Annotated in this window: 23 protein-coding genes; 6 read left to right on the top strand and 17 right to left on the bottom strand. The window is 60.0% G+C overall.

Features of this window, described 5'->3' with window-relative positions:
* Positions 1 to 18: 18 nt before the first annotated feature.
* From mnhG to AWR36_RS03920, 3 genes are read right to left on the bottom strand one after another with little or no spacing between them, the layout of a single operon-like run.
* Positions 19 to 411, bottom strand: coding sequence for a monovalent cation/H(+) antiporter subunit G (mnhG, locus tag AWR36_RS03910; RefSeq protein WP_067104459.1), 393 nt, complete (start codon positions 409 to 411; stop codon positions 19 to 21).
* A complete protein-coding gene (locus AWR36_RS03915) occupies positions 404 to 679 on the bottom strand; it encodes a monovalent cation/H+ antiporter complex subunit F (protein ID WP_067081286.1) in 276 nt (91 codons plus the stop codon). Before AWR36_RS03915 ends, mnhG begins: the two co-directional genes overlap by 8 nt.
* A complete protein-coding gene (locus AWR36_RS03920; protein ID WP_067104461.1) occupies positions 679 to 1,188 on the bottom strand; it encodes a Na+/H+ antiporter subunit E in 510 nt (169 codons plus the stop codon). Before AWR36_RS03920 ends, AWR36_RS03915 begins: the two co-directional genes overlap by 1 nt.
* A 396-nt stretch (positions 1,189 to 1,584) precedes the next feature.
* Here AWR36_RS03920 and AWR36_RS03925 point away from each other — a divergent pair, with 396 nt between their 5' ends.
* The 6 genes from AWR36_RS03925 to arsJ all read left to right on the top strand — a co-directional run bounded on the left by AWR36_RS03925 (position 1,585) and on the right by arsJ (position 8,694).
* Positions 1,585 to 2,298: a response regulator gene (locus tag AWR36_RS03925; protein WP_067081289.1), complete on the top strand. Its 714-nt coding sequence runs from the start codon at positions 1,585 to 1,587 to the stop codon at positions 2,296 to 2,298.
* A gap of 328 nt (positions 2,299 to 2,626) precedes the next feature.
* Positions 2,627 to 4,732 (top strand): carboxy terminal-processing peptidase, encoded by a 2,106-nt coding sequence (locus AWR36_RS03930; protein WP_067081291.1) that lies wholly within the window; start codon positions 2,627 to 2,629, stop codon positions 4,730 to 4,732.
* 118 nt (positions 4,733 to 4,850) lie between these two features.
* Complete coding sequence (gene xthA / locus AWR36_RS03935; protein ID WP_067081294.1) at positions 4,851 to 5,666, top strand: exodeoxyribonuclease III; 816 nt, start codon at positions 4,851 to 4,853, stop codon at positions 5,664 to 5,666.
* A gap of 269 nt (positions 5,667 to 5,935) precedes the next feature.
* Positions 5,936 to 6,322: a metalloregulator ArsR/SmtB family transcription factor gene (locus AWR36_RS03940; RefSeq protein ID WP_231745236.1), complete on the top strand. Its 387-nt coding sequence runs from the start codon at positions 5,936 to 5,938 to the stop codon at positions 6,320 to 6,322.
* Positions 6,323 to 6,384: 62 nt separating this feature from the next.
* Positions 6,385 to 7,386 carry an ArsJ-associated glyceraldehyde-3-phosphate dehydrogenase gene (locus AWR36_RS03945; protein WP_067081297.1) on the top strand — a complete coding sequence of 334 codons (1,002 nt, stop codon included), beginning with the start codon at positions 6,385 to 6,387 and terminating at the stop codon, positions 7,384 to 7,386.
* 90 nt (positions 7,387 to 7,476) lie between these two features.
* Positions 7,477 to 8,694 carry an organoarsenical effux MFS transporter ArsJ gene (gene arsJ, locus AWR36_RS03950; RefSeq protein WP_067081300.1) on the top strand — a complete coding sequence of 406 codons (1,218 nt, stop codon included), beginning with the start codon at positions 7,477 to 7,479 and terminating at the stop codon, positions 8,692 to 8,694.
* Between the two features lie 3 nt (positions 8,695 to 8,697).
* Here arsJ and AWR36_RS03955 read toward each other — a convergent pair whose 3' ends face one another.
* The 14 genes from AWR36_RS03955 to AWR36_RS04020 form a co-directional block, all read right to left on the bottom strand.
* On the bottom strand, positions 8,698 to 10,908 hold the full coding sequence (locus AWR36_RS03955) for a hybrid sensor histidine kinase/response regulator (protein ID WP_067081303.1): 2,211 nt from the start codon (positions 10,906 to 10,908) through the stop codon (positions 8,698 to 8,700).
* A gap of 122 nt (positions 10,909 to 11,030) precedes the next feature.
* Positions 11,031 to 11,234, bottom strand: coding sequence for a DUF2788 domain-containing protein (locus AWR36_RS03960; RefSeq protein ID WP_067081306.1), 204 nt, complete (start codon positions 11,232 to 11,234; stop codon positions 11,031 to 11,033).
* 181 nt (positions 11,235 to 11,415) lie between these two features.
* The gene (locus tag AWR36_RS03965; RefSeq protein WP_067081907.1) at positions 11,416 to 11,688 is read right to left on the bottom strand and encodes an acetyltransferase; all 273 of its coding nucleotides are present in this window, start codon (positions 11,686 to 11,688) and stop codon (positions 11,416 to 11,418) included.
* Between the two features lie 211 nt (positions 11,689 to 11,899).
* Complete coding sequence (gspM, locus tag AWR36_RS03970; RefSeq protein WP_067081309.1) at positions 11,900 to 12,385, bottom strand: type II secretion system protein GspM; 486 nt, start codon at positions 12,383 to 12,385, stop codon at positions 11,900 to 11,902.
* Between the two features lie 39 nt (positions 12,386 to 12,424).
* Positions 12,425 to 13,747 carry a type II secretion system protein GspL gene (gspL, locus tag AWR36_RS03975; RefSeq protein WP_067081313.1) on the bottom strand — a complete coding sequence of 441 codons (1,323 nt, stop codon included), beginning with the start codon at positions 13,745 to 13,747 and terminating at the stop codon, positions 12,425 to 12,427.
* A gap of 2 nt (positions 13,748 to 13,749) precedes the next feature.
* A complete protein-coding gene (gene gspK / locus AWR36_RS03980) occupies positions 13,750 to 14,727 on the bottom strand; it encodes a type II secretion system minor pseudopilin GspK (RefSeq protein WP_231745237.1) in 978 nt (325 codons plus the stop codon).
* A 41-nt stretch (positions 14,728 to 14,768) separates the two neighbouring features.
* Entirely contained in the window at positions 14,769 to 15,527 is a 759-nt protein-coding gene (gspJ, locus tag AWR36_RS03985; RefSeq protein WP_067104462.1) for a type II secretion system minor pseudopilin GspJ, read from the bottom strand.
* Positions 15,524 to 15,895, bottom strand: coding sequence for a type II secretion system minor pseudopilin GspI (gene gspI / locus AWR36_RS03990; protein WP_231745238.1), 372 nt, complete (start codon positions 15,893 to 15,895; stop codon positions 15,524 to 15,526). The genes gspJ and gspI overlap by 4 nt, the downstream gene beginning before the upstream one ends.
* Positions 15,888 to 16,460: a type II secretion system minor pseudopilin GspH gene (gene gspH, locus AWR36_RS03995; protein WP_067081317.1), complete on the bottom strand. Its 573-nt coding sequence runs from the start codon at positions 16,458 to 16,460 to the stop codon at positions 15,888 to 15,890. Before gspH ends, gspI begins: the two co-directional genes overlap by 8 nt.
* Positions 16,461 to 16,479: 19 nt before the next feature.
* Positions 16,480 to 16,908, bottom strand: a complete 429-nt coding sequence (gspG, locus tag AWR36_RS04000) for a type II secretion system major pseudopilin GspG (RefSeq protein ID WP_067081319.1) — start codon at positions 16,906 to 16,908, stop codon at positions 16,480 to 16,482.
* A gap of 74 nt (positions 16,909 to 16,982) precedes the next feature.
* Complete coding sequence (gene gspF / locus AWR36_RS04005) at positions 16,983 to 18,200, bottom strand: type II secretion system inner membrane protein GspF (protein WP_067081321.1); 1,218 nt, start codon at positions 18,198 to 18,200, stop codon at positions 16,983 to 16,985.
* Positions 18,201 to 18,202: 2 nt separating this feature from the next.
* Positions 18,203 to 19,699, bottom strand: a complete 1,497-nt coding sequence (gspE, locus tag AWR36_RS04010) for a type II secretion system ATPase GspE (RefSeq protein WP_067081322.1) — start codon at positions 19,697 to 19,699, stop codon at positions 18,203 to 18,205.
* Positions 19,696 to 21,663 carry a type II secretion system secretin GspD gene (gene gspD, locus AWR36_RS04015; RefSeq protein WP_082679369.1) on the bottom strand — a complete coding sequence of 656 codons (1,968 nt, stop codon included), beginning with the start codon at positions 21,661 to 21,663 and terminating at the stop codon, positions 19,696 to 19,698. The genes gspE and gspD overlap by 4 nt, the downstream gene beginning before the upstream one ends.
* A 72-nt stretch (positions 21,664 to 21,735) precedes the next feature.
* Complete coding sequence (locus AWR36_RS04020) at positions 21,736 to 22,407, bottom strand: type II secretion system protein N (RefSeq protein ID WP_067081324.1); 672 nt, start codon at positions 22,405 to 22,407, stop codon at positions 21,736 to 21,738.
* Positions 22,408 to 22,491 lie beyond the last annotated feature (84 nt).

The following is a 22,491-nucleotide window of genomic DNA, read 5'->3' on the forward strand; positions in this document are numbered from 1 at the left end:
TCCCGGAATCCGCGGCGATTACACACGATCGGCTCTCGCAAGATCCCTCGAGTCGGGATGCTGATCAGAATGGACACCACCAGCGCCAGGTTTCGCGCTACCCGACTGCTCGCCACCGAGACGCAACTCGGAAAGCTGGGCAGATTTGGCCAGCGCATGCCCGGCGGTGGGGCTGGTAAAAAAGATAAACACGAGTATCAGGGTGAGCTTGAACAGGGGTAAGCCCCAGCCAGCAGTGAACATCAGGCCGCCGATAATCAGGTAGGTACCGAGGGTATCGGTCATGCTCGCCGCGTGCATTCGCGAATAGAAATCGGGGAAGCGTAAAATCCCCAGAGCGCCCGAGATCATAAAGAAACTGCCCAATCCGAGCATCATGGCAGCCAGTACAGAAACCGCACTCTCAATCACTGGCTCCCTCCCCTGCACTCGCGCCTTGATATTCAAAATATTTCAGGACACCAATGATGCTGACAAAGTTGATCAGTGCGTAAACCAGCGCAATGTCGATGAATTCGGGACGGCCGCTGATAAAACAGATCACGGAAATCAGCAGCACAGTTTTGGTGCCGAACACATTCACGGCGAGGATACGATCGTGAATGGTCGGGCCCAGCAGTGCCCGCACGAGGGCCATGACCATCACCACCAGCAAGGCGACAGCGGTTGCAATTATCATTATTGATCCAGCCGCGCGACGCGGCCCTCCATTTCACCGGTCTGCAACTCAGCTATCCCCGACTCGGTCAGGGCGTGAACCAGCAACTCCCCTTTATCCAGGGAGACTGTCACGGTACCCGGGGTGAGCGTGATGGAATTGGCGTAAATGACTCGGGAAAGGTCTGACTGGAGGGCGCATGGCACGCGGGCACTGACAGGGCTGATGGCGCTGCGACCTCGCCAAGCACAGCCAGCAACCTTGATATTGCTTTCAACAATCTTTCTGAATAGCCAGCCGTAGTACGCCAGTAACCGGAACGACATGTGAAATGGCTGCGACTCTCCGTCAACCACACGCATTCGACGGGCAATCCACACAACCAGGAATACAGATAGTGCACCGAACGCCAGGAGCAGTGGCGAGTAATGGCCGGAATTACCCAGCCAGATCAACCCCAGCACGAGACTCAGGTACAGTGAATAGCGCAATCCCGAATCAGTGGCCTTGACACTTTTTTTAGTGGTCATCTTTTATTCTCTTCAGCAACAGCCTGACCGCAGGCTCGCTGGAGGCTGGCACTATAGAGACCTATGAGAGCAGACCGAGGCAGGCTGCAGAGTGCCGGCAGGGTGGTCGCCAGCACGCTGAAAAGTCCCCGGGTCGACCGGCGGGCGCGGAATCCCATTATTGCCATAAACGCCTGTTTTTTGTGCAGTTTTTTATTCGTTATGGGATTACTTTGGCATTATTGATGTGGTAAAAATTGCCATAAATGTGAAAAAGTGTGTCAGGGTTTGAAAAAGGCTGTATGACTCTCTTGAGGATCGTGCCTATCGCGCACCCCACGAATGCAAGGGAGCCCCTGAAACGACCCGACACATCATTGCAGGCCCCGCGACCAATAAACATATAAAGGTCATCCAATGAATATCTTCGGCGCCTCGGTACTGGTCATAGACCCCAACCCGGCAGACCGCGAAGCGCTGGCCCAGTTGTTGCGCCAGTCCGGATTCAGCGTCATCCAGGATGACGGTGCTGAAACCACCGCAGCGAGTGCTGCGGAATGCCGGCCCGACCTGGTGACGCTGGACATTGCGCTCCCCGGCGCGGATGGCTTCCATCTGTGCCGCGACCTCTGCAACCTCGACAATGCGCCGCCAGTTCTGCTGATTTCATCCCGCAATGACGAGATTGACCGGGTGCTCGGGCTGGAGCTGGGCGCGGACGACTACGTGGGAAAGCCCTACTCCCCCCGGGAACTCGTTGCCAGGGTCAAAGCCATCCTGCGCCGTGCCAAGCGGGAAATCATCCGCGAGCGCCCCAGGGCTTTTGCCTTCAACGGCTGGCGCTTTTATCCAGCGCGGATGGAGCTCCTGAATCCCGACACTGAAGTAGTGCCGCTCTCCACCAGTGAAACCGCGCTGCTGTTGGCATTTGTGCAGAACCCGCAGACGCCACTTAGCCGGGATCGGCTCCTGGACCTGACCAAAGGTCGTGATAGCTTCCCCTTCGATCGCAGCATTGACTCCCATGTGAGTCGCTTGCGCCGGAAGCTCGGGGACTGCGCCCGCTCACCCCACACGATCAAAACGGCATGGGGTTCCGGCTACATATTCAGCCATGCAGTCGAGTCCTGAAATTTATGACCATGCGGTCAGACCAAACACGGAGCCGTTCAGCCGCCCATTAATGATCAGAAACCAAACATGTTGCTCAGATAGCAGCCCATGTAGCACGCCTGCTACTCGCGTTCACGAGTAATTTAGTGCGCGAATAGGCAATGGCGCGCAAGTTTGTTTTTGCGAACCTCGGTCACTGGCACCATTCATCTCGTATTGAAGGCAATTCATGCCTTTTGGAGCTTTCAGCCTTTATACTTGTCCTAAGCTGTAAGTCGCCACGGACATGCCATTCAGGCAGCAGACTGTGGGGCGCCTTGAAGTAGGACGTATAAAGAGACTCCTTATGCTTACCAATCGGATCGCCAAGCTTTTCTCAGGATTGCTGATCACAACCGTGACCGCCCTGCCGTTCGCCGCCCTGGCCGCAGTAGAAGCACTGCAGCCGGAGGACGACCACGGTGGCACGGCCCGTGAAATCGTCGGCAAACTGGAGATGTTGCATTACAACAAGCTGAAAGTCGGCGACGAAATGTCCGGGGAACTCTGGGACGCGTACATCGATGCGCTGGATCCTACCCGCAGCTATTTTCTTGCCTCGGATATCGCCGAATTCCGCCAGTGGCACGACAGGCTGGATGACCAGCTGCGCGCTGGCCAGGTCGTAGCCGGTTTCGACATTTACAACCGCTACCGCCTGCGCCTGTCTGATCGGCTCGAGAACACCCTCTCCCAGCTGGAAAAGGGTCTCCCCCAGTTCGATTTCACCCGGGATGAGAACCTGCTGCTGGACCGTGAGGAAAGCACCTGGCCCGCTTCAATCAGCGAGGCCGACGACCTCTGGCGCAAGCGCCTCAAGTCCAGCGTCCTCAACCTGCGCCTGACCGGCAAAACTGACGAGGAAATTCAGGACCTGCTGACGCGCCGCTACCAGGGCCAGCTGAAGCGGATCAACCAGCAGAGCAGCGATGACGTCTTCGAGCTGTACATGAACTCGCTGACCCGCCTGTACGATCCGCACAGCAACTACCTGTCCCCGCGGTCTCTCGAAAACTTCAATATGAGCATGTCCCTCTCCCTGGAGGGAATCGGTGCCGTCTTGCAGATGGAGGACGAGTACACCAAGGTGGCCCGCCTCGTGGCAGGTGGCCCCGCTGACCGCACGGGCAAGGTCAAGCCAAACGACAAAATTGTCGCCGTTGGTCAGGATAAAGAGGGTGAAATGGTCGATGTCGTTGGCTGGCGCCTCGACGACGTGGTGGACCTGATTCGCGGCTCCGCCGGCACCTATGTCCGCCTGGAAACCATTCCCGCCGGAGGTGACGGTAGCCACCGCACCATTCTGATCAAGCGCAGCAAGGTCAAGCTGGAAGACCAGGCAGCAAAAAAGGCCACATTTGAATTCTCCGACGGCAAGGAGACCTTCAAAATCGGCGTGATCAACCTGCCGACCTTCTATATCGACTTTGAGGCCTATCGCCGTCGCGACCCCAACTACAAGAGCACCACCCGCGATGTTGCGCGCCTGCTGGACGAATTAAAAGAGGAAGGGGTTGATGGCATCATCCTCGACCTGCGTAACAATGGCGGCGGTTCCCTGCAGGAAGCCACCATGCTCACCGACCTGTTCATCGATCAGGGCCCGGTGGTGCAGATCCGGCACGCCAATGAGCAGATCTCCCGCCACAACCGCTCCCGCTCCCGGGCCATGTACCGCGGGCCGCTCATGGTGCTGATCAACCGGTTGTCCGCGTCTGCGTCAGAAATCTTCGCTGGCGCCATTCAGGACTACAACCGCGGGCTGGTTGTGGGCAACCAGTCCTTTGGCAAGGGTACCGTGCAAACCATGGCCCCCCTGAAGGAAGGCCAGTTGAAAATCACCCAGTCCAAGTTCTACCGGGTTTCCGGCGACAGCACCCAGCATGCAGGTGTAACGCCGGATATTCCGATGCCGCAGCTGATCGACGCTGAAAGTGTTGGCGAGAGTGCTTACGACACCGCCCTGCCCTGGGACCGTATCCACGCAGTGCCGCACGCCAAGTACTTCAACCTGAAGGATTTGCTGCCGGACCTGGTCAGCAAGCACAACCAGCGCACCGCTGCAGACCCGGACTTCGTTTTCCTGCGGGATCAGTTCCGTCTTGAAAGCGAACGCGCAGATCGCAAGTTCGTCTCTCTCAACGAACTCACGCGGGAGCAGGAGCGCGAAAACCTGAACCAGCAGATGCTGGTCATGGAGAACCGCCGCCGCACCGCCAAGGGCCTCGAACCCTACGAAAATTTTGAGGCCTACGAGAAGAGCGAGTCGGAGGATACCGCCACCATTGGCGGTCCGGTGGAAATCAAACTGGAGAATGACCCCATTCTCAATGAGGCCGGCTATATCATGGCTGACTTCATCGGCCTGTCCGAAAAGATCACCAAGACACCGCCACAGGTGGCCAACTTCTGATCTTCTCCCCGGGGCCGGTCACTTACGGCCAGCCCCGGGGAATTTCCGTATAATTTGAAAACTTGAACGCCAGACAGGTTGGGTGCGCCCGGCCTTTTTTATTTTTTGGGGGAGAGAAGTGAAAGTCGTTTCCTTTAACGTCAACAGCATCCGCGCACGCCTGCACCAGCTGGAAGCGCTGGTCGAAACCCACGCACCGGACATCATCGGGCTGCAGGAAACCAAGGTGACCGATGAGGACTTCCCCATCGATGCCGTTCGTGACCTGGGCTATGAGGTGATCTTCTTTGGTCAGAAGACCCACTACGGTGTGGCGATGCTCTCCAGGCTGCCCTTCCTGGACCAGCAATTTGGATTCCCCGATGACGGCACCGAAGCCCAGCGGCGCCTCGTCACCGGGAAGTTCGACATTGGCGCCAGCGAGCCGCTGACTGTCATCAATGGTTACTTCCCGCAAGGGGAAAATCGCGAGCACCCGATCAAATTCCCGGCAAAACGCAAGTATTACGCCGACCTCAGCCAATACCTGGAGAAGCACTGCAAGCCCGAGGCGCCAGTGCTGGTGATCGGCGACATGAACATTTCCCCCTCTGACCTGGACATCGGGATTGGCGAGCCCAATCGCAAGCGCTGGCTGCGTGACGGCAAGTGCAGCTTCCTGCCAGAAGAGCGGGAGTGGCTGCAGAAAGTCGAGAACTGGGGCCTGGTGGACACCTTCCGCCAGCTGCATCCCGAGACGGACGATATCTTCAGCTGGTTTGACTACCGCAGCCGCGGTTTCGACCGAGAGCCAAAGCGCGGCCTGCGAATCGACCTGATTCTCGCGACCCAGTCCCTGGCGAAAAACTGCACCCAGGCGGGGGTTGACTACGAGATTCGGGGGATGGAACGCCCCAGCGACCACGCGCCAGTCTGGGCCGAGTTCAAGTTGTAACCACTTTTTGGGCGCCCTGACCGGCGCCCATTTTGTTTGCGATCGGCCCAGCCCCTGCCTACCGAACCTGCTTCACTCCCCTTCTACAGCTACAGCACTGCCCGAGAACTCGGCGAGCGCATCCGAATGTGCTGCCTGGCTCAGTCCCGGCAGTCCCGGTTCTCTCACAGTTTCTGGCCTGAGACTTACTGCGCGGGCACCCAGAGCCTGTTATAAAGGTACAGCCAACTCAGTCATATCTGCCCTTCCATATATATGGGCAGGTATATATGATTGCCATTGCTGACTTCGCAACTCCAGACCAACCGATGGAAGCCATCCAGCTCTACAAACACTTGGGTGAAGAGACCCGCCTGAGGATCCTGTTGCTCATCGCAGCCGAGGACGAGCTTTGCGTCTGTGAACTGACCGCGGCCACAGGGGAAAGCCAGCCCAAGATCTCCCGGCACCTCGGCCTGCTTCGCCAGGCCGGGTTACTCGAGGACGAAAGACGGGGTAAATGGGTTTTCTATCGTATCGGCCGCGATGTGGACGCCTGGGCATGGGAAATCCTGGCGACAACCCTGAAGTCCAACCCCGATTGTCTTGCACAGGATCAAAAGAGGCTTGCGGCCATGGGTTCCCGTCCCAAAAGGATGCGCCATTGCAGCGCCTGATAATTCCAGATACCCGGCACTAGTCTTAGAGACAACTAACCTGTTTGACCAGAGAGGAACACATGGCAATCAAAATTGGCATCAATGGCTTTGGACGCATCGGTCGCCTGGCGCTCCGGGCCGGCATCGACCACCCGGAGCTGGAGTTTGTCCAGATCAACGACCCGGCCGCCGATGCCACTACCCTCGCCCACTTGCTCAATTTTGACTCTGTGCATGGGCGCTGTCCGCACGAAGCCACAGCAGAGGGTGAAACCATCACCGTGGGCAGGCACCGGATTGGATGCACGCAAAACAAGGGCATCGATGAAACAGACTGGTCCCATTGTGACCTGGTTATCGAGGCTTCAGGCAGGATGCGGGAACGGCCACTGCTTGAAGAGTACCTGCAGCAGGGCGTGAGACGCGTGGTTGTAACCGCACCGGTAAAGGATCCGGAGGTGCTCAATATCGTCCTGGGGGTCAACGACCATCTCTACCAGCCGGAACAACACAAGATTGTGACTGCCGCGTCCTGCACCACCAACTGCCTGGCTCCGGTGGTCAAGGTCCTGCACGGGCAGCTGGGCATCCGCCACGGCTCCATGACGACGATCCACGACATTACCAACACCCAGGTCATCCTGGATGCACCCCACAAGGACCTTCGCCGTGCCAGGGCCTGCGGAATGAGCCTGATCCCCACCACCACCGGCAGCGCCACCGCCATCACCGAGATCTTTCCCGAGCTCAAGGGGCGGCTGAATGGCCATGCGGTGCGGGTACCACTGGCAAATGCCTCACTGACCGACTGCGTTTTCGAGGTGGAAAAGGAAACCACTGCCGAGGCGGTCAATGCGATGCTGCGTGAAGCCGCACAGGGTGACCTGAAGGGCATCCTTGGTTACGAAGAGCGCCCGCTGGTCAGTATCGATTACCGCACGGACCCCCGCTCGAGCATTATCGATGCCCTCTCCACCATGGTGGTCAACGGCACCCAGGTGAAACTCTACGCCTGGTACGACAACGAGTGGGGCTATGCCAATCGAACCATCGAACTGGCGCAACGGGTCGGCAGCTCCTGAGAGCTGCCAATCGTCAATCCCAACAAGATTTGAACGCCCGGATCGGGCGCATAACGCCATTACCAGCATTCTGAACTCCGTTAACAACCGATGCTAGCAACCCTCTCCCCCGAGCTCCGCCAGTACCTGGTGGTTACCGCCAACTACTGGGCTTTCACCCTGACCGATGGCGCCCTGCGTATGCTGGTGGTGCTGTATTTTCACCAGCTTGGCTACAGCCCGCTGCAGATCGCCCTGCTGTTTGTCTTCTATGAAGCATTTGGTGTAGTGACAAATTTGCTGGGAGGCTGGCTCGGCGCCCTGATCGGCCTGAACCGCACCATGAACATCGGGCTCGGCCTCCAGGTCGTGGCGCTGGCGATGCTGATGGTTCCTGACAGCCTGCTCTCAGTGCCCTGGGTAATGCTGGCACAGGCACTGTCCGGCATCGCCAAGGATCTCAACAAGATGAGCGCCAAAAGCTCTATCAAGCTACTGGTGCCCGCCGACCAGCCGGGACGCCTGTATCATTGGGTGGCCGTGCTTACAGGTTCCAAAAACGCTCTCAAAGGGTTTGGATTCTTTCTCGGCGGTCTGCTGCTGGCCACGCTGGGTTTTCAGGGGGCGGTGTTTGCCATGGCGCTGGCGCTCGCCCTGGTGTGGCTGGCGAGCCTCGTGCTATTGAAGCGGGACCTGGGACGGACTCGCCAAAAACAGAAGTTTCGCGATCTTTTCTCCAAGAGCCGCGCCATCAACCTGCTCGCGGCAGCCCGGGTTTTCCTGTTTGCCGCGCGGGATGTGTGGTTTGTGGTGGCCCTGCCCGTCTACCTGAGCAGCCAATTCGGTTGGGACCACTGGCAGGTGGGCGGCTTTCTCGCCCTTTGGGTGATCGGCTACGGGGTCATTCAGTCCCAGGCCCCGCGGCTGACCGGCAGGGTTCCCGACGGGCGCTCAGCCTTTCGCTGGGCGGCGGGACTGAGCACCATCCCCGCGGCAATCGCACTGCTGCTGGCCACGGATCTGTCGCCGCAGCTGACGATCATCGCAGGACTGCTGCTGTTCGGCGGGGTATTTGCGGTGAATTCAGGGCTGCACAGCTACCTGATCGTGCAGTTTGCCCGGCAGGATGGCGTCTCGATGGATGTAGGCTTCTACTATATGGCCAATGCTGCCGGCCGGCTCGCGGGGACACTACTGTCGGGGTGGTTATTCCAGGTTTCCGGCCTCTCGGCCTGCCTGTGGATCTCAGCCCTTTTCCTGGCCCTGGCGGCGCTGCTCTCACTGGGGCTGCCCCGGCGCAGCAGCCGGGGACCACTCAGCGTCAACTGAAGCTCACTCGTCCCCGAGCCACCGTTCGAGGGTTTCGCGAAGTGGGTCCTTCGCCAGGGGCTTGGTCAGGAAGTCGTCCATTCCCGCTGCCAGGCAGCGGCCCTCGAACTGCTCCTCCGTCGTGCTGGTGAGCGCAACGATAGGCAGGCGATCCTCAGGGGTATGCTCAGATTCCCAGTGCCGGAGGCTTTCGATGATTTCTGCGCTGTGCTCCGTATTCTGCTGGCAATCGACGAGAATCATGTCGTACTGCCCCTCCGGCATGCGTTCCAGGGCGCCCTCCACGGAGGCGGCAACGTCCACCCGGTATCCCAGTGCCTGGAGCATTTCCTCGGTCACCCCCTGGTGCTGCCGGGACTCCTCGATCAACAGCAGGTTGCGTTGACGGGGGGAGACACCACTGCTGGAAACAATTCGGCGGCTGGCCTTGCGGGCACCCCCGAACAGGCGGCTGATCAGGGCGTCGTGCAGCTCCTTGCGGGTAACCGGCCGAGCGAGATACATGGCACCCGGCACCGCCTGCATCAGTGGCGTAAAGTCCGGCTTGTGGCCGTAGCCACCGAGGCAGATCAACGGGCACCCTTCCGGCTCAACGCCCTCACCGCTAAAGATGCTGGTGATGTCTGACAGCAGGGTTTCGTCCCCCATCGCCGGTGCCAGCAAAACCAGCTGGCGTCGCTCAATGGCGCGAACGACAGTCCCCTCCTCCTCCCGGGGGCTGTCCGGGAGCCACTTGAGACAGGCGACTTCCATGCCGAACGAGCGGAGGACCTGCACCAGTCCTGCCACGAACAGGCCCTTCTGGTGGAGCACCAGCACCTCGCAATCCTGCAGCCTCCGGTCGGGAGTGAGGTACACCCGCTGGTTGGGCTCCATTTCCAGCTTGATTTCCGCGTGATAGCGATTGCCATCCGGCGAGGAATGCAGCTGCAAGTAGCCGCCCATCGCTTCCGCCAGGCCCTTGGCAATCGAGAGTCCGAGACCGGTGGTGACCTGGGTGGTATCCAGGCGTGAGAAGGCACCAAAAAGCTCGCTTTCATCGGGCAGGATCTCGCCGCGGCCGTCATCGACGAGACTGATGGTCAGCTGCCCCTCCCCGTGGGCAATCGGGCGGAAGCTCACCTGCCCCCAGAGTTCGCCGACCTGGGCAATGGCAGTGGCCGAATCCACCAGATTGCGAATCAGCTGTGAGGTCTTGCGATTGTCACCGATCGCCATCACCGGGAGGTTGTCGTCGATCTGGAAATTGAATTCCAGGCGCTGCCGGTGGGCAGCCCTGGCCGCAAACTTGAACGACTTTTCGATCGTCTTGACCAGGTTGAAGGAACCGTGACGCAGGCGGATATCCTTGCGGGCGACCCGGGTAAACAGGCCAACATTGTCCACCAGTTTGAGTTGCTGGCTGCCGGCGTTCTTGGCCAATTGCACCCACTCCCGCTGTCGTTCTGACAGGGGCTCAGCCTCCAGTAGCGCCAGGGCACCAAGAGAGTCCGAGAGCTGGCTGCGAAATTCCTGCCCGATATTGGCCACGAATTCATTGGTGAGCTCTACGGCAGCCTCTGAATGCTTGCGCGCCGCGGCCAGGTTGCTGGCGCGGGTCTGCAGGTCCTGCATGGCCGAGATTCGATCCCAGTAATTCTCGGAGTCGCGCCGCCCCTGATAGGCAGTCAGCCAGACAAAGGCAAAGGTCAGGAAACCGTACACAGCACCGAGGACGTCACCGGACAGAAACGCCTTGGTAGCTGCCGGCAGCAGGGAGGCACCAATGAACCAGCCCAGGAAGCGATAATAGGGAGAAAAGACAGAGGTGATGCTGGAACAGAAAATGACCGTATAGAGCCACAGGAAATGTGTCACCGGTGCGAAGCCCACCAGCCACACGTGGCACAGGAGGATCAGTCCCCACCATGCAGCGCCGATGGTGGAAGCCAGGAAATACCGGCGGCGCCATCGATGTGGACCGGTTGCGTAGAGAGCGCCGAACCGAAAGACATAGTAACCGCGCAGGAGCGTGAACAGCACCAGCCCGATGCCCAGCACCAGCGCCAGTCGCGGTGCCACGATGCGCAAGTCGCCAATCGCGATCGCGATCGCGAACGCAAGCAGGGAGAGCAGCATACCCCGGCGGCTGTACTTGGCGATGCGGGTGTCCGTCACCCGGCAGACACGACGATCTTTCTGGACCTTCAGCTCGGGACGATCAAATATGGGCATGAATCCCTTCCCAGAATGCAATTTGCCGCAGCTCTGCCGCTCAAGAGGCCCGCTGCCGAGCCGTCGAACGGGCCAACCGGCGCCGCCAGCCGGAGTCGCTCCGGACCGGCAGCCCTCGATCTCTAGCCGATTCCCAACACTTCGACGAGGACCGTCTTGATAACAAATCCAAGCAGCCCAAGGCCGAGCGCGAGAAAGAGAATAAAAGTACCAAAGCGGCCCGCTTCAGACTCTTTCGCCAGACTCCAGACGATAAAGACCATAAAAAGAATGAGTCCCCCGACACCCAGCCAGAGAGAGTACTCTTCAAACTGCTCAAACGACATGGTACAGACCGCTTAAAAATTGGCGCGCATTTTACAGGGATAATGAGGAGGTGAACAGCGCCAGCCCGGGCTGCCCCGGCCGTTGCTCTCCCGCAATTACGCTTCCCTTACTACAGCACTACAGGCAGTAGCCGAGGTGCACCTCTGCACAATCCGCCCCGTTACTTTAACCGCCTGCTTTTCAAGCTCCCTGATAATAGTCACTGTCTTCAGCTGCCTTGGTGCCGCAGCGGAGCCGACGCACCTCACGGTCCCGATAGCGGCTATCGTGCCAACAACGGGGCAGCGCCTCCCCGGAGAGAAAGCTGAGTTGAGTCTTGTCAAAAACCTCCGGATCCTGGACCTCTTCACCCCAGAGATAGCGGCCGACCACCGTCAACTCGTAAGGGTTGGAGAGAGTGACGATATCGGCGACTTCGACAAGATGATTGGTGGCGGTATCTTTAAAGAGCATGTTGGCACCCATTTCTTCAAGTTACTTTGAGTATAGGGCTCTCTGGCGCAATTTCTGCCCAGCTTCCAGCTCTGATTTCAACGCGTTGCCCGGACCATTGTTCGACTGATCCACTTGCTCTGCCCGCCCCGGCACTAAACCCTCCGATTTCTCCGAACAGTAGTGCATTCACCCCATCGAAAGCACCGAAAATGGCTCAATCGGCTTCCAATCAGCCTTCAAGAGTCAGGCGGGCAGATACCATGCCCTCCTCGTCCAGCGCGTCCATATTGACGGTGTGGATACTGACCCCCTGCTGTAGCAGGCCGTTAAGCCACGGCTGAAAATCCTGGTAACGGGCCCGCTCGATCCAGAGCCGAATACGCCCGTCCCCCTCAGGCTCAAAACGCTTGATGGCGATCTTCCTTTGTTCGGCAGCAGCGGTCACTCTTTGCAGCAACGTGCCTGTCGCACGGGGCGCCTCCCGACGACTACCGATCTGTGCCAGTGCCGGTCGCTGGCTTTCCATCCAGCCCAGCAGCTCACTGGCCTCTTCCGCACGAGTCTGGGCATTGTCGAAATAATGCTTGGCAGGTAGAAAGAGACCATAAACGACGAAGAGACTGCCCAGGAAGACACCGAGGATGCCCAGCGCTTTCTGGTCGCCGGCCGGCAGCGCCTTCCACTTTTGTTCTAGTTGCTCAATCTGCGGCTTCATAGTTCGATTACTTCGTTTTATTCAGGGAGTCTCACGCCGTTAGCGGAGACGGATTCGACCGGAAACGCCCTCTTCCAGCTCGTTTGCAGCGAGTAATTCGGCGCGAACTTGCCCGGCGGAGAGCTGGCTGACGATATTGTCCAGATCAGTCAGGTTCTCGGCCTGCAGCTGCAGCACCATATCCCCGCGGTTGCCATCGAAGCGCACGGATTGCAGTCGCAGCCCCTCGCCCCGCGCCTGCAACCAGACCCGGCTGAGCTCCTGCATCTTACTGGCAAAGCCTCCGGCGCTACCCGAGGACTGCCGGAGATACCCCTCTACCTGGCGGCGAATATCCGCGCGAGGCGTATCATTGGGGAACAACTGGGTGAACATGGCCTGGGCTTCGGCCTCGACACTGGCCGCGCGCCAGTGGTAATAGCTTCCTGCCGCAATAAAAAAAGCCAGCTGCAGCACAAAACAGGCCACCGCAACTTTGGCGGGCATCCTCCACCAGTGCTGCTCGCCTACCGGCTCGTCCGGCTTGAATTCTCCCGTTAGCAGGTTTGCCAACTGCGCAGGTTTCAGCCGCGCCAGAAGTTCGGCTTCGGGCTGCCCGTCACCGAGCTCAAGCCGGTCACCGAAGAGCGTCTCCAGTTCCGCTTCGAGCATGCCATCCCTGACACCAAGTGCCTCCAGGCGATGCCTCGGGTGCTCATCATCTGCAGCGGCTGAATCCCCGCTGGCATTGCCGGACAGGCTGTCGAGAAGCGGTCTCAGATACTGCCGACGGACCGAAAGCCCGAGTCCCCGGCCCTGCCAGAGATGCGCGCGCTCTCCGTCCAGCCAGAGCCTGTCGATATCGTCACCGCGGTCGAGCAACTGATATTCCGGTATGACCGCCAGCGGGGACCACCCGGTGGCATTGAATGCCTGGCGCAAAGCCGACATGCGCTCGCGATCCACAGCGTAAACTGTGCAGCGCTCTCCACTGCGATGCTGGCAGACGAAGTGCAAATTCTCGACATCACCGGCAAGGCGCTCTTCCACCATGTAACCCACAGCACGGGACTGTCGCCTGGCAGCCTTGGGAATATCCTCGGTGCCACTCCAGACCCAATGGCCCGGAAGCAGCAGAACAACCTTATCGCTCTCTGACACGACGGGCTCTGCAGGCGGCTCACTGTCCGCCCCACCTGCCGCAAAGCCGGCTCCCGAGAGGGCCACTGCCATAGCCTCTGGCACTGCGCACTCCTGCCACTGGCCGTCCAACCATTGCTGCAGGCGGAGCCCTGAGTCGGCGGCTGCATCCACCAGACGCAGCAGGCAAGTTTGTGCACCAGTGTTTGAGCGCGCTTTTACTGTGCTGGAATTATTACTCATAACTAATTGATTTCATTTGATTTTTGCGAGATCTCAGATGCTGTCTCACCCAACAGTTCACCCATCTGCACCATCGCGAAAGGGCGGCGCTGGCGCTGCACTACGTGCACTAGTCCACGGCGCTCGTCCAGCTGCAACAGCGACTCCCAGTACTGCTGGTGATCACCCTGATCCCCCAACTGCACAGCAATCCGTGCCAGAAAATAGCGGCTGTGAAACACCAGCCCGCCAGCTCCGTTCAATCCATAGGCCTCGAGCTGGCTTCTCTCCGTGAAGACCCCGTCCGCTTCACGGAAACTCTCCAGCTCTGCCGCGCGAGCCTGTGGCTCAATGGCGGAGAGCAGCTCCGCCGGCGCGAAATTGACGTTGATCGCGGTACCGGTTTCCGGGAGCGCGCAAAGATACGGGCGCAGCGCCCGCCAGTCCTCCGGCTCCATTCCGGTCACCGCTGATAACTCGGAGATATCGGTAATCGGGGCGTCAGGCGTCCGGTGCGCCCACTCGCGCCCCAGGTACCCATCATCTTCCGTGCCAGGGGCCAGGGGCGTATCGCCGTCATCCACCCAGTCCTGAATTGCCCGCGCCAGGTCACTCTTCCCGGTTAGGTTGCGCACCAGCCGCTCAAAAATCTGCTTCTGTTCCGACTCCCGACCGGCAGAAGCGAGATTATTTACATTAAAACAAGAATTTAAGTCCTTGATATTAATGCGAATCTTGCCGTTATCGGGATTAAAGGAAAGCGCGGGCACCGACCAGGATTCCAGCGCTGTATCAGCTGACACGGGCAGCTCCTTGTCCTGCTCGAAGTCCCGCTCCAGCGCAATGCGCGCCCAGGCCTCTGCGCCAACCACAAACTCTGCCAGCTGCGCGTTGGCGAGCAGTGCACTGGTGCGGGTGACCGCTATCCGGTTGCGGGTAATGGTATGGGTCAAGGCCGCGACGGCGATCACCAGCACCAGCAGTACGGTGATAAGGGCCACTCCCCGCTGGGCTCTCAGAGCTCCCAGACTTCTACCGCCCGTCACTGCGAATCCCCTGTTTGTTCGCTGCCGCCGCCTTCGCCCTCGCGATCCTCCGCGGTATCCGAACCGGGTTCACGGCCGACGTCCCCGCCAGAACCTCCGTCAGAAAGAGAGGAACCGAGCATTTCGTAACGATTCAGGGGGAACACCCGGCGGATTTCCCCGGCCGCTGTCTGCAGTGTGAATTCCACCGCAGCCGGGAGTCGAGTCTCGGCGGTGCCGGCGACACTGCGGCTTTCCACTGGCGGCCACTCGGCCAGCCAGACTTTGGTCTCAGGTTCGTAATAACGGAATCCGAGCACCTGGACCCCGAGCAACAACGGCTCTGGCACCGGCTCAGTATCCGGAGCACGATCAAGCACACGCCAGCGACTGCGAAGCAACAACCCGCCTTCCACCTCATCGCTATCTTCTGCGAATCCGAGGCTGTAGCTCAAGCGCAGCAATTCACCACGGGGCTCGCCCGTCAGGTTGGCTGCGCCCAGGCGGGTGAACTCGAGCTCGTCCACATCCCCTCGCAGGGCCGGTTCGAAACCGCTATAAGCATTCTTGACGGGTCGAGCGGTGAGTTGACGCAGGTCATCCTCAATCCGGTACATGGTCATGGACAGGCGGCGCATCTGCTCCGCACGTTCCGTCAGCATGCGGTCGGTGCCGTTGAGGGTATCCATCAGGGCGTAGGAGCCCACACTGATCACCGACACAATGGTCAGTACCACCATCATCTCAATCAGCGTGAAACCACTGTGACGCTTCACGGTTGCGGCTCCTGTGCCGCCCAGGCATCGAGGCTGTAGGTGGGATTCTCCCCATCCGGGCGCATGACCTCGATGGTGATATGGCGCAGGCGGGGCTCATTGGTATCCTCGACACTCGCTGTCACCAGCCATTCTCCCTGCCCCTGCATCACCCGTTCGGATTTTTCCCCCAGGGGTGGCCAGGGGGAGCGAACGCGAATTTCTGCCAGCACCTGCTGGGCCACCCAGCTGGCGGCGAGGCGCTCCTCCAAGAAGGCCTGGGTGCGCACACTTTCCTGCATGGTACGGAGCACGCTGGCGGCAATAACGCCGAAAATGGTCAGCGCCACCAGCACTTCAATCAGGGTGAAGCCTCTCTGCCTAGTCATCGCCGCCACTCCAGTCCAGCTCGAGACCATAGAGGCTGCTGTAGGCCATTCGCGCCTCCCGCTGAACCCGATTACCGTCCAGCAGCATCACAGCAAGCTCTGCGGGTAAAACCTCACCGCTGGATAGCGAGACGAACTGGGGCGTCGGCCGGTCCCCTTCGTCGCGATCTGCGGCGAACTCGGCCGAGTCAGATAGCGGGAGTTCCGCCTCATTGAGGACTTCAAGACGGATGTTGGCGGGCAATTGATGTGACATGAAGCGCGCGGCACTGCTGGCCTGCCCCAGCTCGTCGAGAGATTGCCAGGACATGGTCTGGGGATCAAACCGCACCACAGTGTAACTATCCGGCTCGAACACGACACCGTAGTGCGCCTTGTCGATCAGGGCCCGGTCCGCCACCAGCTGCAACAGATTGGCGAGGCGCTGGACCTCCGCGCTCCAGGCACGCCCACCAGCTCCGCCGAGTGAAACCACTGCCATACCGGCGAGCACCGCGATGATCACGATCACCACCAGCAACTCGATCAGTGTGAAGCCGCGGTTGCGGCCCGGCACAGCTCTCATGGTCCGGATCGACTATCTGTCAGAGCTCGGAGGCGAACAGGTCGGCCGCCTCGCCCTCACCGCCCGGCTTGCCATCGGCGCCGAGACTGAACAGGTCGTAGGGGCCCTCGCTCCCCGGGCTGATGTACTGGTACTCATTACCCCAGGGATCCTTGGCCTCGCGCTTGAGGTAGGGCTGCGTCCAGTTTTTGGCTTCCGGGAACCCGCTCGGCTTGTTCACCAGCGCCTGCAGGCCCTGATCCGTGCTCGGGTAGACAAAGTTGTCCATCCTGTACATATCCAGCGCGGTTTCGATGGCGCGAAGATCAGCCACTGCGGCTTTCATCCGTGCCTCTCCGGTGCGGCCCATGATATTGGGAACCACCAGCGCGCCCAGCACCCCGAGAATCACGATCACCACCATGATTTCGATTAGCGTGAAGCCGCCATTTTTTCGAAGGTTTTTCATAACATCACTCTCTGTCACGGTTCTCTTGTTCGCGCTGTATCGCGCCCGGGTGTCAGTCCGGCAGTGAAAGCCGGTCAAATCACCATCTGATTCATGCTCATGATGGGCATCATGATCGCCATCACGATAAAGAGCACGATGGCCGCCATCAGCAACAGCATCGCCGGCTCAAACAGGCTCACGAATGCGGTAACCGCGCTCTGCAGGTCCTGCTCCTGGGATTCGGCAGCGCGGCCCAGCATCTCATCGAGGCTGCCGGAAGACTCACCACTGGCAATCATGTAAATCATCATCGGCGGAAAGTACTCCACATCTTCCAGCGCCTTGCGCAGGCTGCCGCCCTCCCGCACGGACTTCTGTGCCGCCTGCAGCCGCTCTTTGAGGAACTCGTTACTCATCACGCCACTGGCGATGCCCATGGCCTGCACCAGAGGCACACTGCTACCGGTAAGAATCGCCAGCGTGCCCACATAGCGGGCGCACTGTGCGCCGCGCACCAGCCAGCCGATCACCGGCAGCTCCAGCAATCGATGGTGGAAGCGATAGCGGATAGCGGGCTGCCGCAGCATCATCACGGCGCCAAACGCCAGCGCGATAAGCACCGGTGGCACCAGCCAGCCCCAGGCAGCGATGAAGTCGCTGATGGCTACCAGTATCCGGGTGGGCAGTGGCAACACCTGGCCGGTGCCGGTAAAGACCTCGATCACATCCGGCACCACGTAAACCATCAGGCCCGTCACCACCAGCACGCAGACCAGCACCAGCACCATCGGATAGATCAGGGCCAGTTGCACCTTCTGGCGGAATTTCTGCTGGTTTTCGACGTATTCACTGAGGCGCTCGAGCACCTCATCCAGGTGACCCGAGTGTTCGCCCGCCTCTACCGTGGCCCGGTAGAGCTTGGGAAAGGCGCGGGGAAAGCTGCCCAGGGCCTGGGCGAAGCTGTGGCCCTCCAGAATTTTGCCCCGAACCGCCAGAACGATCCGCCGGATCTTGGCATTGCGGGTCTGGTTGGCAATGGCGCTGAGGGTCTCCTCCAGCGGTATCCCCGCCCGCAACAGGGTGGCGATCTGCCGGGTCAACAGGGCCAGGTGCTTGACGCTGAGCCCGGGGCTGCCGGAAAGCAGTGAAGCCCCACCGGCGCCATGGGATTCGGCAGCCGGACCCACCTCCAGCGGCACCAGGCCACGGGCACGCAATTGTTGTCGCGCCGCCTTGGCGCTGTCGGCCTCAAGGGTTCCGCGATTCTTGCGTCCCGAGTCGGTAAGGGCAATGTATTCGAAAGCAGCCACGGTCAGGACTCCTGGGTGACCCGCAACACTTCCTCCAGGGAAGTGATACCTGCCAGCACTTTGGCCACGCCGTCCTCGCGGATACTGGGTGCAACCTTGCGCGCCTCAACCACCAGCGCACTCTCGGAGGCCCGGTCGTGAATCAACTGACGCATGGTTTCATTGACCGGTACCAGCTCATAGATGCCGACCCGCCCAACGTAACCGCTGTGGTTGCAGTGCTCGCAGCCCGCCGGGCGGTAGATGATGGTCTCCCCCGCCCCATCCACATTCAGAAGCCGGCGCTCGCCGGGATCCGCGGTGTGAGGCTGTTTACACTCGGGGCACAGCACGCGGACCAGTCGTTGTGCCAGCACGCCGATCAGGCTGGAGGAGAGAAGGAATGGCTCGATGCCCATGTCCACCAGGCGCGTCACCGCACCCAGGGCGGTATTGGTGTGCAGGGTGGAGAGCACCAGGTGGCCGGTAAGGGATGCCTGAATCGCAATCTGCATGGTTTCCAGGTCACGAATCTCACCCACCATCACCACGTCCGGGTCCTGGCGCAGGATCGCCCGCAGACCCCGGGCAAAGGTCATGTCGGCCTTGGCATTGACCTGGGTCTGCCCCACCCCTTCCAGGTTGTACTCCACCGGGTCCTCGACCGTGAGAATGTTCTTCTCCCGATTATTGATACTGCCGAGCCCGGCATACAGAGTTGTGGTTTTACCAGAGCCGGTGGGGCCGGTCACCAGCAAAATGCCGTGGGGGCGACCGAGTAGCTCGGTCATCACCTTCAGGTCAGAGCCCGCCATACCGAGCCTGGTCAGGTCCATCTTGCCCGCCTGCTTGTCCAGCAGCCGCATCACCACCCGCTCGCCGGCACTGGAGGGCATGGTGGATACGCGGACATCCACCTCGCGCCCCCCCATCAGCAGGGAGATACGGCCGTCCTGGGGCACACGCTTCTCGGCGATATCCAGTTTGGCCATTACCTTGATGCGGGAAACCAGCAGCGGTGCCAGCGCCCGACGTGGCTCCAGCACTTCCCGCAGCACGCCGTCCACGCGAAAGCGCACCACGAGCTTCTTATCGAAGGTCTCAATATGGATGTCAGACGCCCCCTGCTTCAGGGACTCGGCAAAGATGGCATTGATAAGGCGGACGATTGGCGCATCGTCCTCCTGCTCCAGAAGATCCTCGGTTTCCGGCAGGGAATCAGCCACGGCGGCGAGATCCAGATCGTCACCCAGACCCTCAACATCGGAGAGATTGCCACCCTCGCGGTTTTCATATTCCTGCTGCAGGGAGGACTGAAACACATCGTCCCCAACGGCCTCGATATCCACCGGGAATCCGCACAAACGCTGGACTTCCGCCAGCACACTGGGATCCAGCGGTGCCACGTACTGACAGCGGGTCTGCCCCGCGTCACTGACAAGCAACACCCGGTGCCGCTTGGCGAAGGCGTACGGAAGACGCTTTACCCCGGTCTCCACAGAGGCCGTGTCTACGGTCATTTTTCTACCTCAAGTACCTCAACCGGTGCGCCCTCGCCCTCGTAGCTGCCTGTCGGGGGCAGCAAGTCGGGCAGGACATCACCGCGGTGCCAGTCCCAGATCACACTGGTCTTGTCACGAATACGGAATTGCTTCTCCTGAAGGTCCAGATAGCGCTCACGGGTCTCCTCGTAACCGGCAACCTGGGTGCTCAGGATTTTCGGGCGCAGGAAGACCATCAGGTTGGTCTTGCTCACATCCTTGCTGGAGGAGCGAAACAGGCGCCCGATACCGGGGAGATCGCCCAGCAGCGGTACCTTGGAGGTGTTCTCACTGACCTGATCCTCGATCAATCCGCCTAGCACCAGAATGGCACCGTCATCGATCAGTACGCGGGTGCGAATCTCCCGCTTGCTGGTGACGATATCGGAGGCCCCGGTCGCGCCTTCAGCAAAAGGCAGGACGTTCTCGACCTTCTGTTCAATATCCAGGGTGACGGAATTGTTGTTGTTGACCCGCGGCGTCACCTTGAGCGTCGTACCGACGTCCTGGCGCTGAATCGTGGTAAAGGGATCGTTGTTGGCGCCGGACAACAACTGCTCACCGGTAATGAAGGGCACATTCTGGCCCACCAGGATCTCTGCCTCCTCGTTGTCCAGCGCCATGATGGTGGGCGTGGAAAGGATATTGGCATTGTTCTGGGTCGCCACCGCATTGACCACTGCGCGCACATCGGTCCCACTCAGGTAGCCCAGGTTGAGGCCTGTGCCGAGCAGGTTGAGCGGATTCAGTGAAGCGGGGTTGAACTCCGACAGTACATTGCCGTCGTCATCGACGATGGGATTCGGCGACGCGTCATTGTTGAAGCCCGCCACTACGTCATCGTTGGCACCGGCTATCCAGCGGATCCCCAGGTCGCTGCCGGACCCTTCGGTTACCTCGACGATGATCGCCTCAATCAGCACCTGGGCCCGACGCACGTCCAGCTTGGCAATCACACCCTTCATGGTCTCAAGCAGCGCCGGCGGTGCCGTAAGCACAAGGGAGTTCAGAGACTCGTTGACCTGGATACTGACCTCGACATCCGCGGCCTGCTGGTCCTTCTCGGTCTTCTGGATGCTGCCGCTCATACCCTCCAGAATCGGTTTCAGGTCGGCCGCATTGGCGTACTGGACATACACCACCGCCGTATTGCCCTCACCGTCCAGGGGCTGGTCGAGGCGGCGGATCACATTCTTGAGCTGCTGCCGGGTTACCGGATCGCCGGTGAGCAACACCGAGTTGGAGCGCTCATCCACGGCAATGCGCAGTGGCTGGACATCATTGCCCGCCTGCTTGGCGCCGGACTGCAGCAATTCATTCAGTACCTGCTTTACCTCCTTGGCGGAAGCAAACTGCAGCGGGACCAGTTCGATATCGATGGCACCGGCCCGATCCAGCTGCCTCACCAGGCGCACTATCTGTTCAATATTCGCGGCGCGATCGGCGATGATGAGCGTATTGGTGTCGGCATAGGCCGCCAGGTGGCCGGTCTGGGGGATGAGCGGGCGCAGCATGGCGATCAGCTGGGACGCGGAGATATTCTCCACCCGTACCGTGCGTACCACCAGGGACTCCGCCGGAGCACGGATGCTATCCCCGACTACAGGAATCGCCTGCTGCTTGGCCAGCGCATCCGGCACCACTTTCCAGGTGCCCCCCTGCTCCACCAGGCTGAAACCATTCACCTGTAGCACAGACATGAAGACGTCAAACGCTTCATCGTGAGTCATGGGATCACCGGCGACCACGGTAACCTTGCCCTTCACATTGGGGTGCACAATGATGTTCTTGCCGGTGAAATCCGCTGCCCAATTGATCAGGTCACGGATATCGGCGTTATCGAGTGAGAGCGTAACCCGCTCCGGGGGTTGAGCCAGCGCCACAGTGGACAAAAGCAATCCCAGCCCGACTGCTAGCAGTCGATGAATAAACATCCTCTTCATTATTTGTCTGGCTCTTTCTCAAATGGTCTTGGTCAAAAAAAGAATATTTCCGGTCCGGTGACGGCGATTTATCTATCGCTCTGCCCGGCGCTCCCTCGCGAGACTGCGTAACTGCTCGAGGCGCTCCCGGATCGATTGTTGTTTTTCTGAGCGATCCTGATTGCTCTCCGCGCCGCCCCTTGCGGCCGGGCGGGAAAAGTTGTTCGTAGTGAAGTTTCCTAGGGGAACACTGGGCCGACCGTCCTCATCGGGATAGGTCAGCTTTTCCATCTTGCCATTGCGGCGCAGGATGATGTGATCAGTGGCCACAGAATACAGCTCCGCCCCCCCGGGCAACCTGTCGCCCACAAACAGCCGCTGGGCCGGCTTGCCGCGCTCCGCCACCAGCGCACTGGCCTTGTTCTCCTCGCTGTTATCCAGCACGCCGGAGAGCACGAGGTTCAGTTGCGTAATGGGAATATTGGCAAGATCCAGCTCCGGCTCAGCAGCAGGCCCAACAACTGCCAACCCGAAGAACGGGGTGCTGGGCAGAGTTGCGCTGCTCTGTGGCCGAATCCCCGCGGTATCACGGGCAGCCAAAAGGGACTCCTCCGAAGAGGATGGAATGAGACTGGCACCATATGCCAATATATTGGTGAGGAGCCAGGCGCCGACAATGGCAACCGAGGCAATCACACCACGTGGGAAGGGCCGGTTTGCCACCCCGGAGGGCATCGCCCGACTAAATCGCTGTAGTGCCGACATGAACAACCCTGAAGGCCAATCCGCGATTGACCGAAATTATTGATCTTTGACGCCTATTCTCATTCGTCACTACCAGAAAGGCAA

It is taken from the genome of Microbulbifer flavimaris (genome assembly GCF_001641755.2).
Lineage (GTDB): Bacteria > Pseudomonadota > Gammaproteobacteria > Pseudomonadales > Cellvibrionaceae > Microbulbifer > Microbulbifer flavimaris.

What these genes read in the sequence shown, in the direction of transcription:
- gspL (WP_067081313.1), bottom strand. Translation starts at nt 13,747, where the DNA reads ATGAGTAATAATTCCAGCACAGTAAAAGCGCGCTCAAACACTGGTGCA.
- AWR36_RS03945 (WP_067081297.1), top strand. Translation starts at nt 6,385, where the DNA reads ATGGCAATCAAAATTGGCATCAATGGCTTTGGACGCATCGGTCGCCTG.
- AWR36_RS03955 (WP_067081303.1), bottom strand. Translation starts at nt 10,908, where the DNA reads ATGCCCATATTTGATCGTCCCGAGCTGAAGGTCCAGAAAGATCGTCGT.
- AWR36_RS03915 (WP_067081286.1), bottom strand. Translation starts at nt 679, where the DNA reads ATGATAATTGCAACCGCTGTCGCCTTGCTGGTGGTGATGGTCATGGCC.
- arsJ (WP_067081300.1), top strand. Translation starts at nt 7,477, where the DNA reads ATGCTAGCAACCCTCTCCCCCGAGCTCCGCCAGTACCTGGTGGTTACC.
- gspG (WP_067081319.1), bottom strand. Translation starts at nt 16,908, where the DNA reads ATGAAAAACCTTCGAAAAAATGGCGGCTTCACGCTAATCGAAATCATG.
- gspD (WP_082679369.1), bottom strand. Translation starts at nt 21,663, where the DNA reads ATGAAGAGGATGTTTATTCATCGACTGCTAGCAGTCGGGCTGGGATTG.
- AWR36_RS03965 (WP_067081907.1), bottom strand. Translation starts at nt 11,688, where the DNA reads ATGCTCTTTAAAGATACCGCCACCAATCATCTTGTCGAAGTCGCCGAT.
- gspE (WP_067081322.1), bottom strand. Translation starts at nt 19,699, where the DNA reads ATGACCGTAGACACGGCCTCTGTGGAGACCGGGGTAAAGCGTCTTCCG.
- gspM (WP_067081309.1), bottom strand. Translation starts at nt 12,385, where the DNA reads ATGAAGCCGCAGATTGAGCAACTAGAACAAAAGTGGAAGGCGCTGCCG.
- AWR36_RS04020 (WP_067081324.1), bottom strand. Translation starts at nt 22,407, where the DNA reads ATGTCGGCACTACAGCGATTTAGTCGGGCGATGCCCTCCGGGGTGGCA.
- gspI (WP_231745238.1), bottom strand. Translation starts at nt 15,895, where the DNA reads ATGACTAGGCAGAGAGGCTTCACCCTGATTGAAGTGCTGGTGGCGCTG.
- AWR36_RS03940 (WP_231745236.1), top strand. Translation starts at nt 5,936, where the DNA reads ATGATTGCCATTGCTGACTTCGCAACTCCAGACCAACCGATGGAAGCC.
- AWR36_RS03925 (WP_067081289.1), top strand. Translation starts at nt 1,585, where the DNA reads ATGAATATCTTCGGCGCCTCGGTACTGGTCATAGACCCCAACCCGGCA.
- gspH (WP_067081317.1), bottom strand. Translation starts at nt 16,460, where the DNA reads ATGAGAGCTGTGCCGGGCCGCAACCGCGGCTTCACACTGATCGAGTTG.
- AWR36_RS03930 (WP_067081291.1), top strand. Translation starts at nt 2,627, where the DNA reads ATGCTTACCAATCGGATCGCCAAGCTTTTCTCAGGATTGCTGATCACA.
- AWR36_RS03960 (WP_067081306.1), bottom strand. Translation starts at nt 11,234, where the DNA reads ATGTCGTTTGAGCAGTTTGAAGAGTACTCTCTCTGGCTGGGTGTCGGG.
- AWR36_RS03920 (WP_067104461.1), bottom strand. Translation starts at nt 1,188, where the DNA reads ATGACCACTAAAAAAAGTGTCAAGGCCACTGATTCGGGATTGCGCTAT.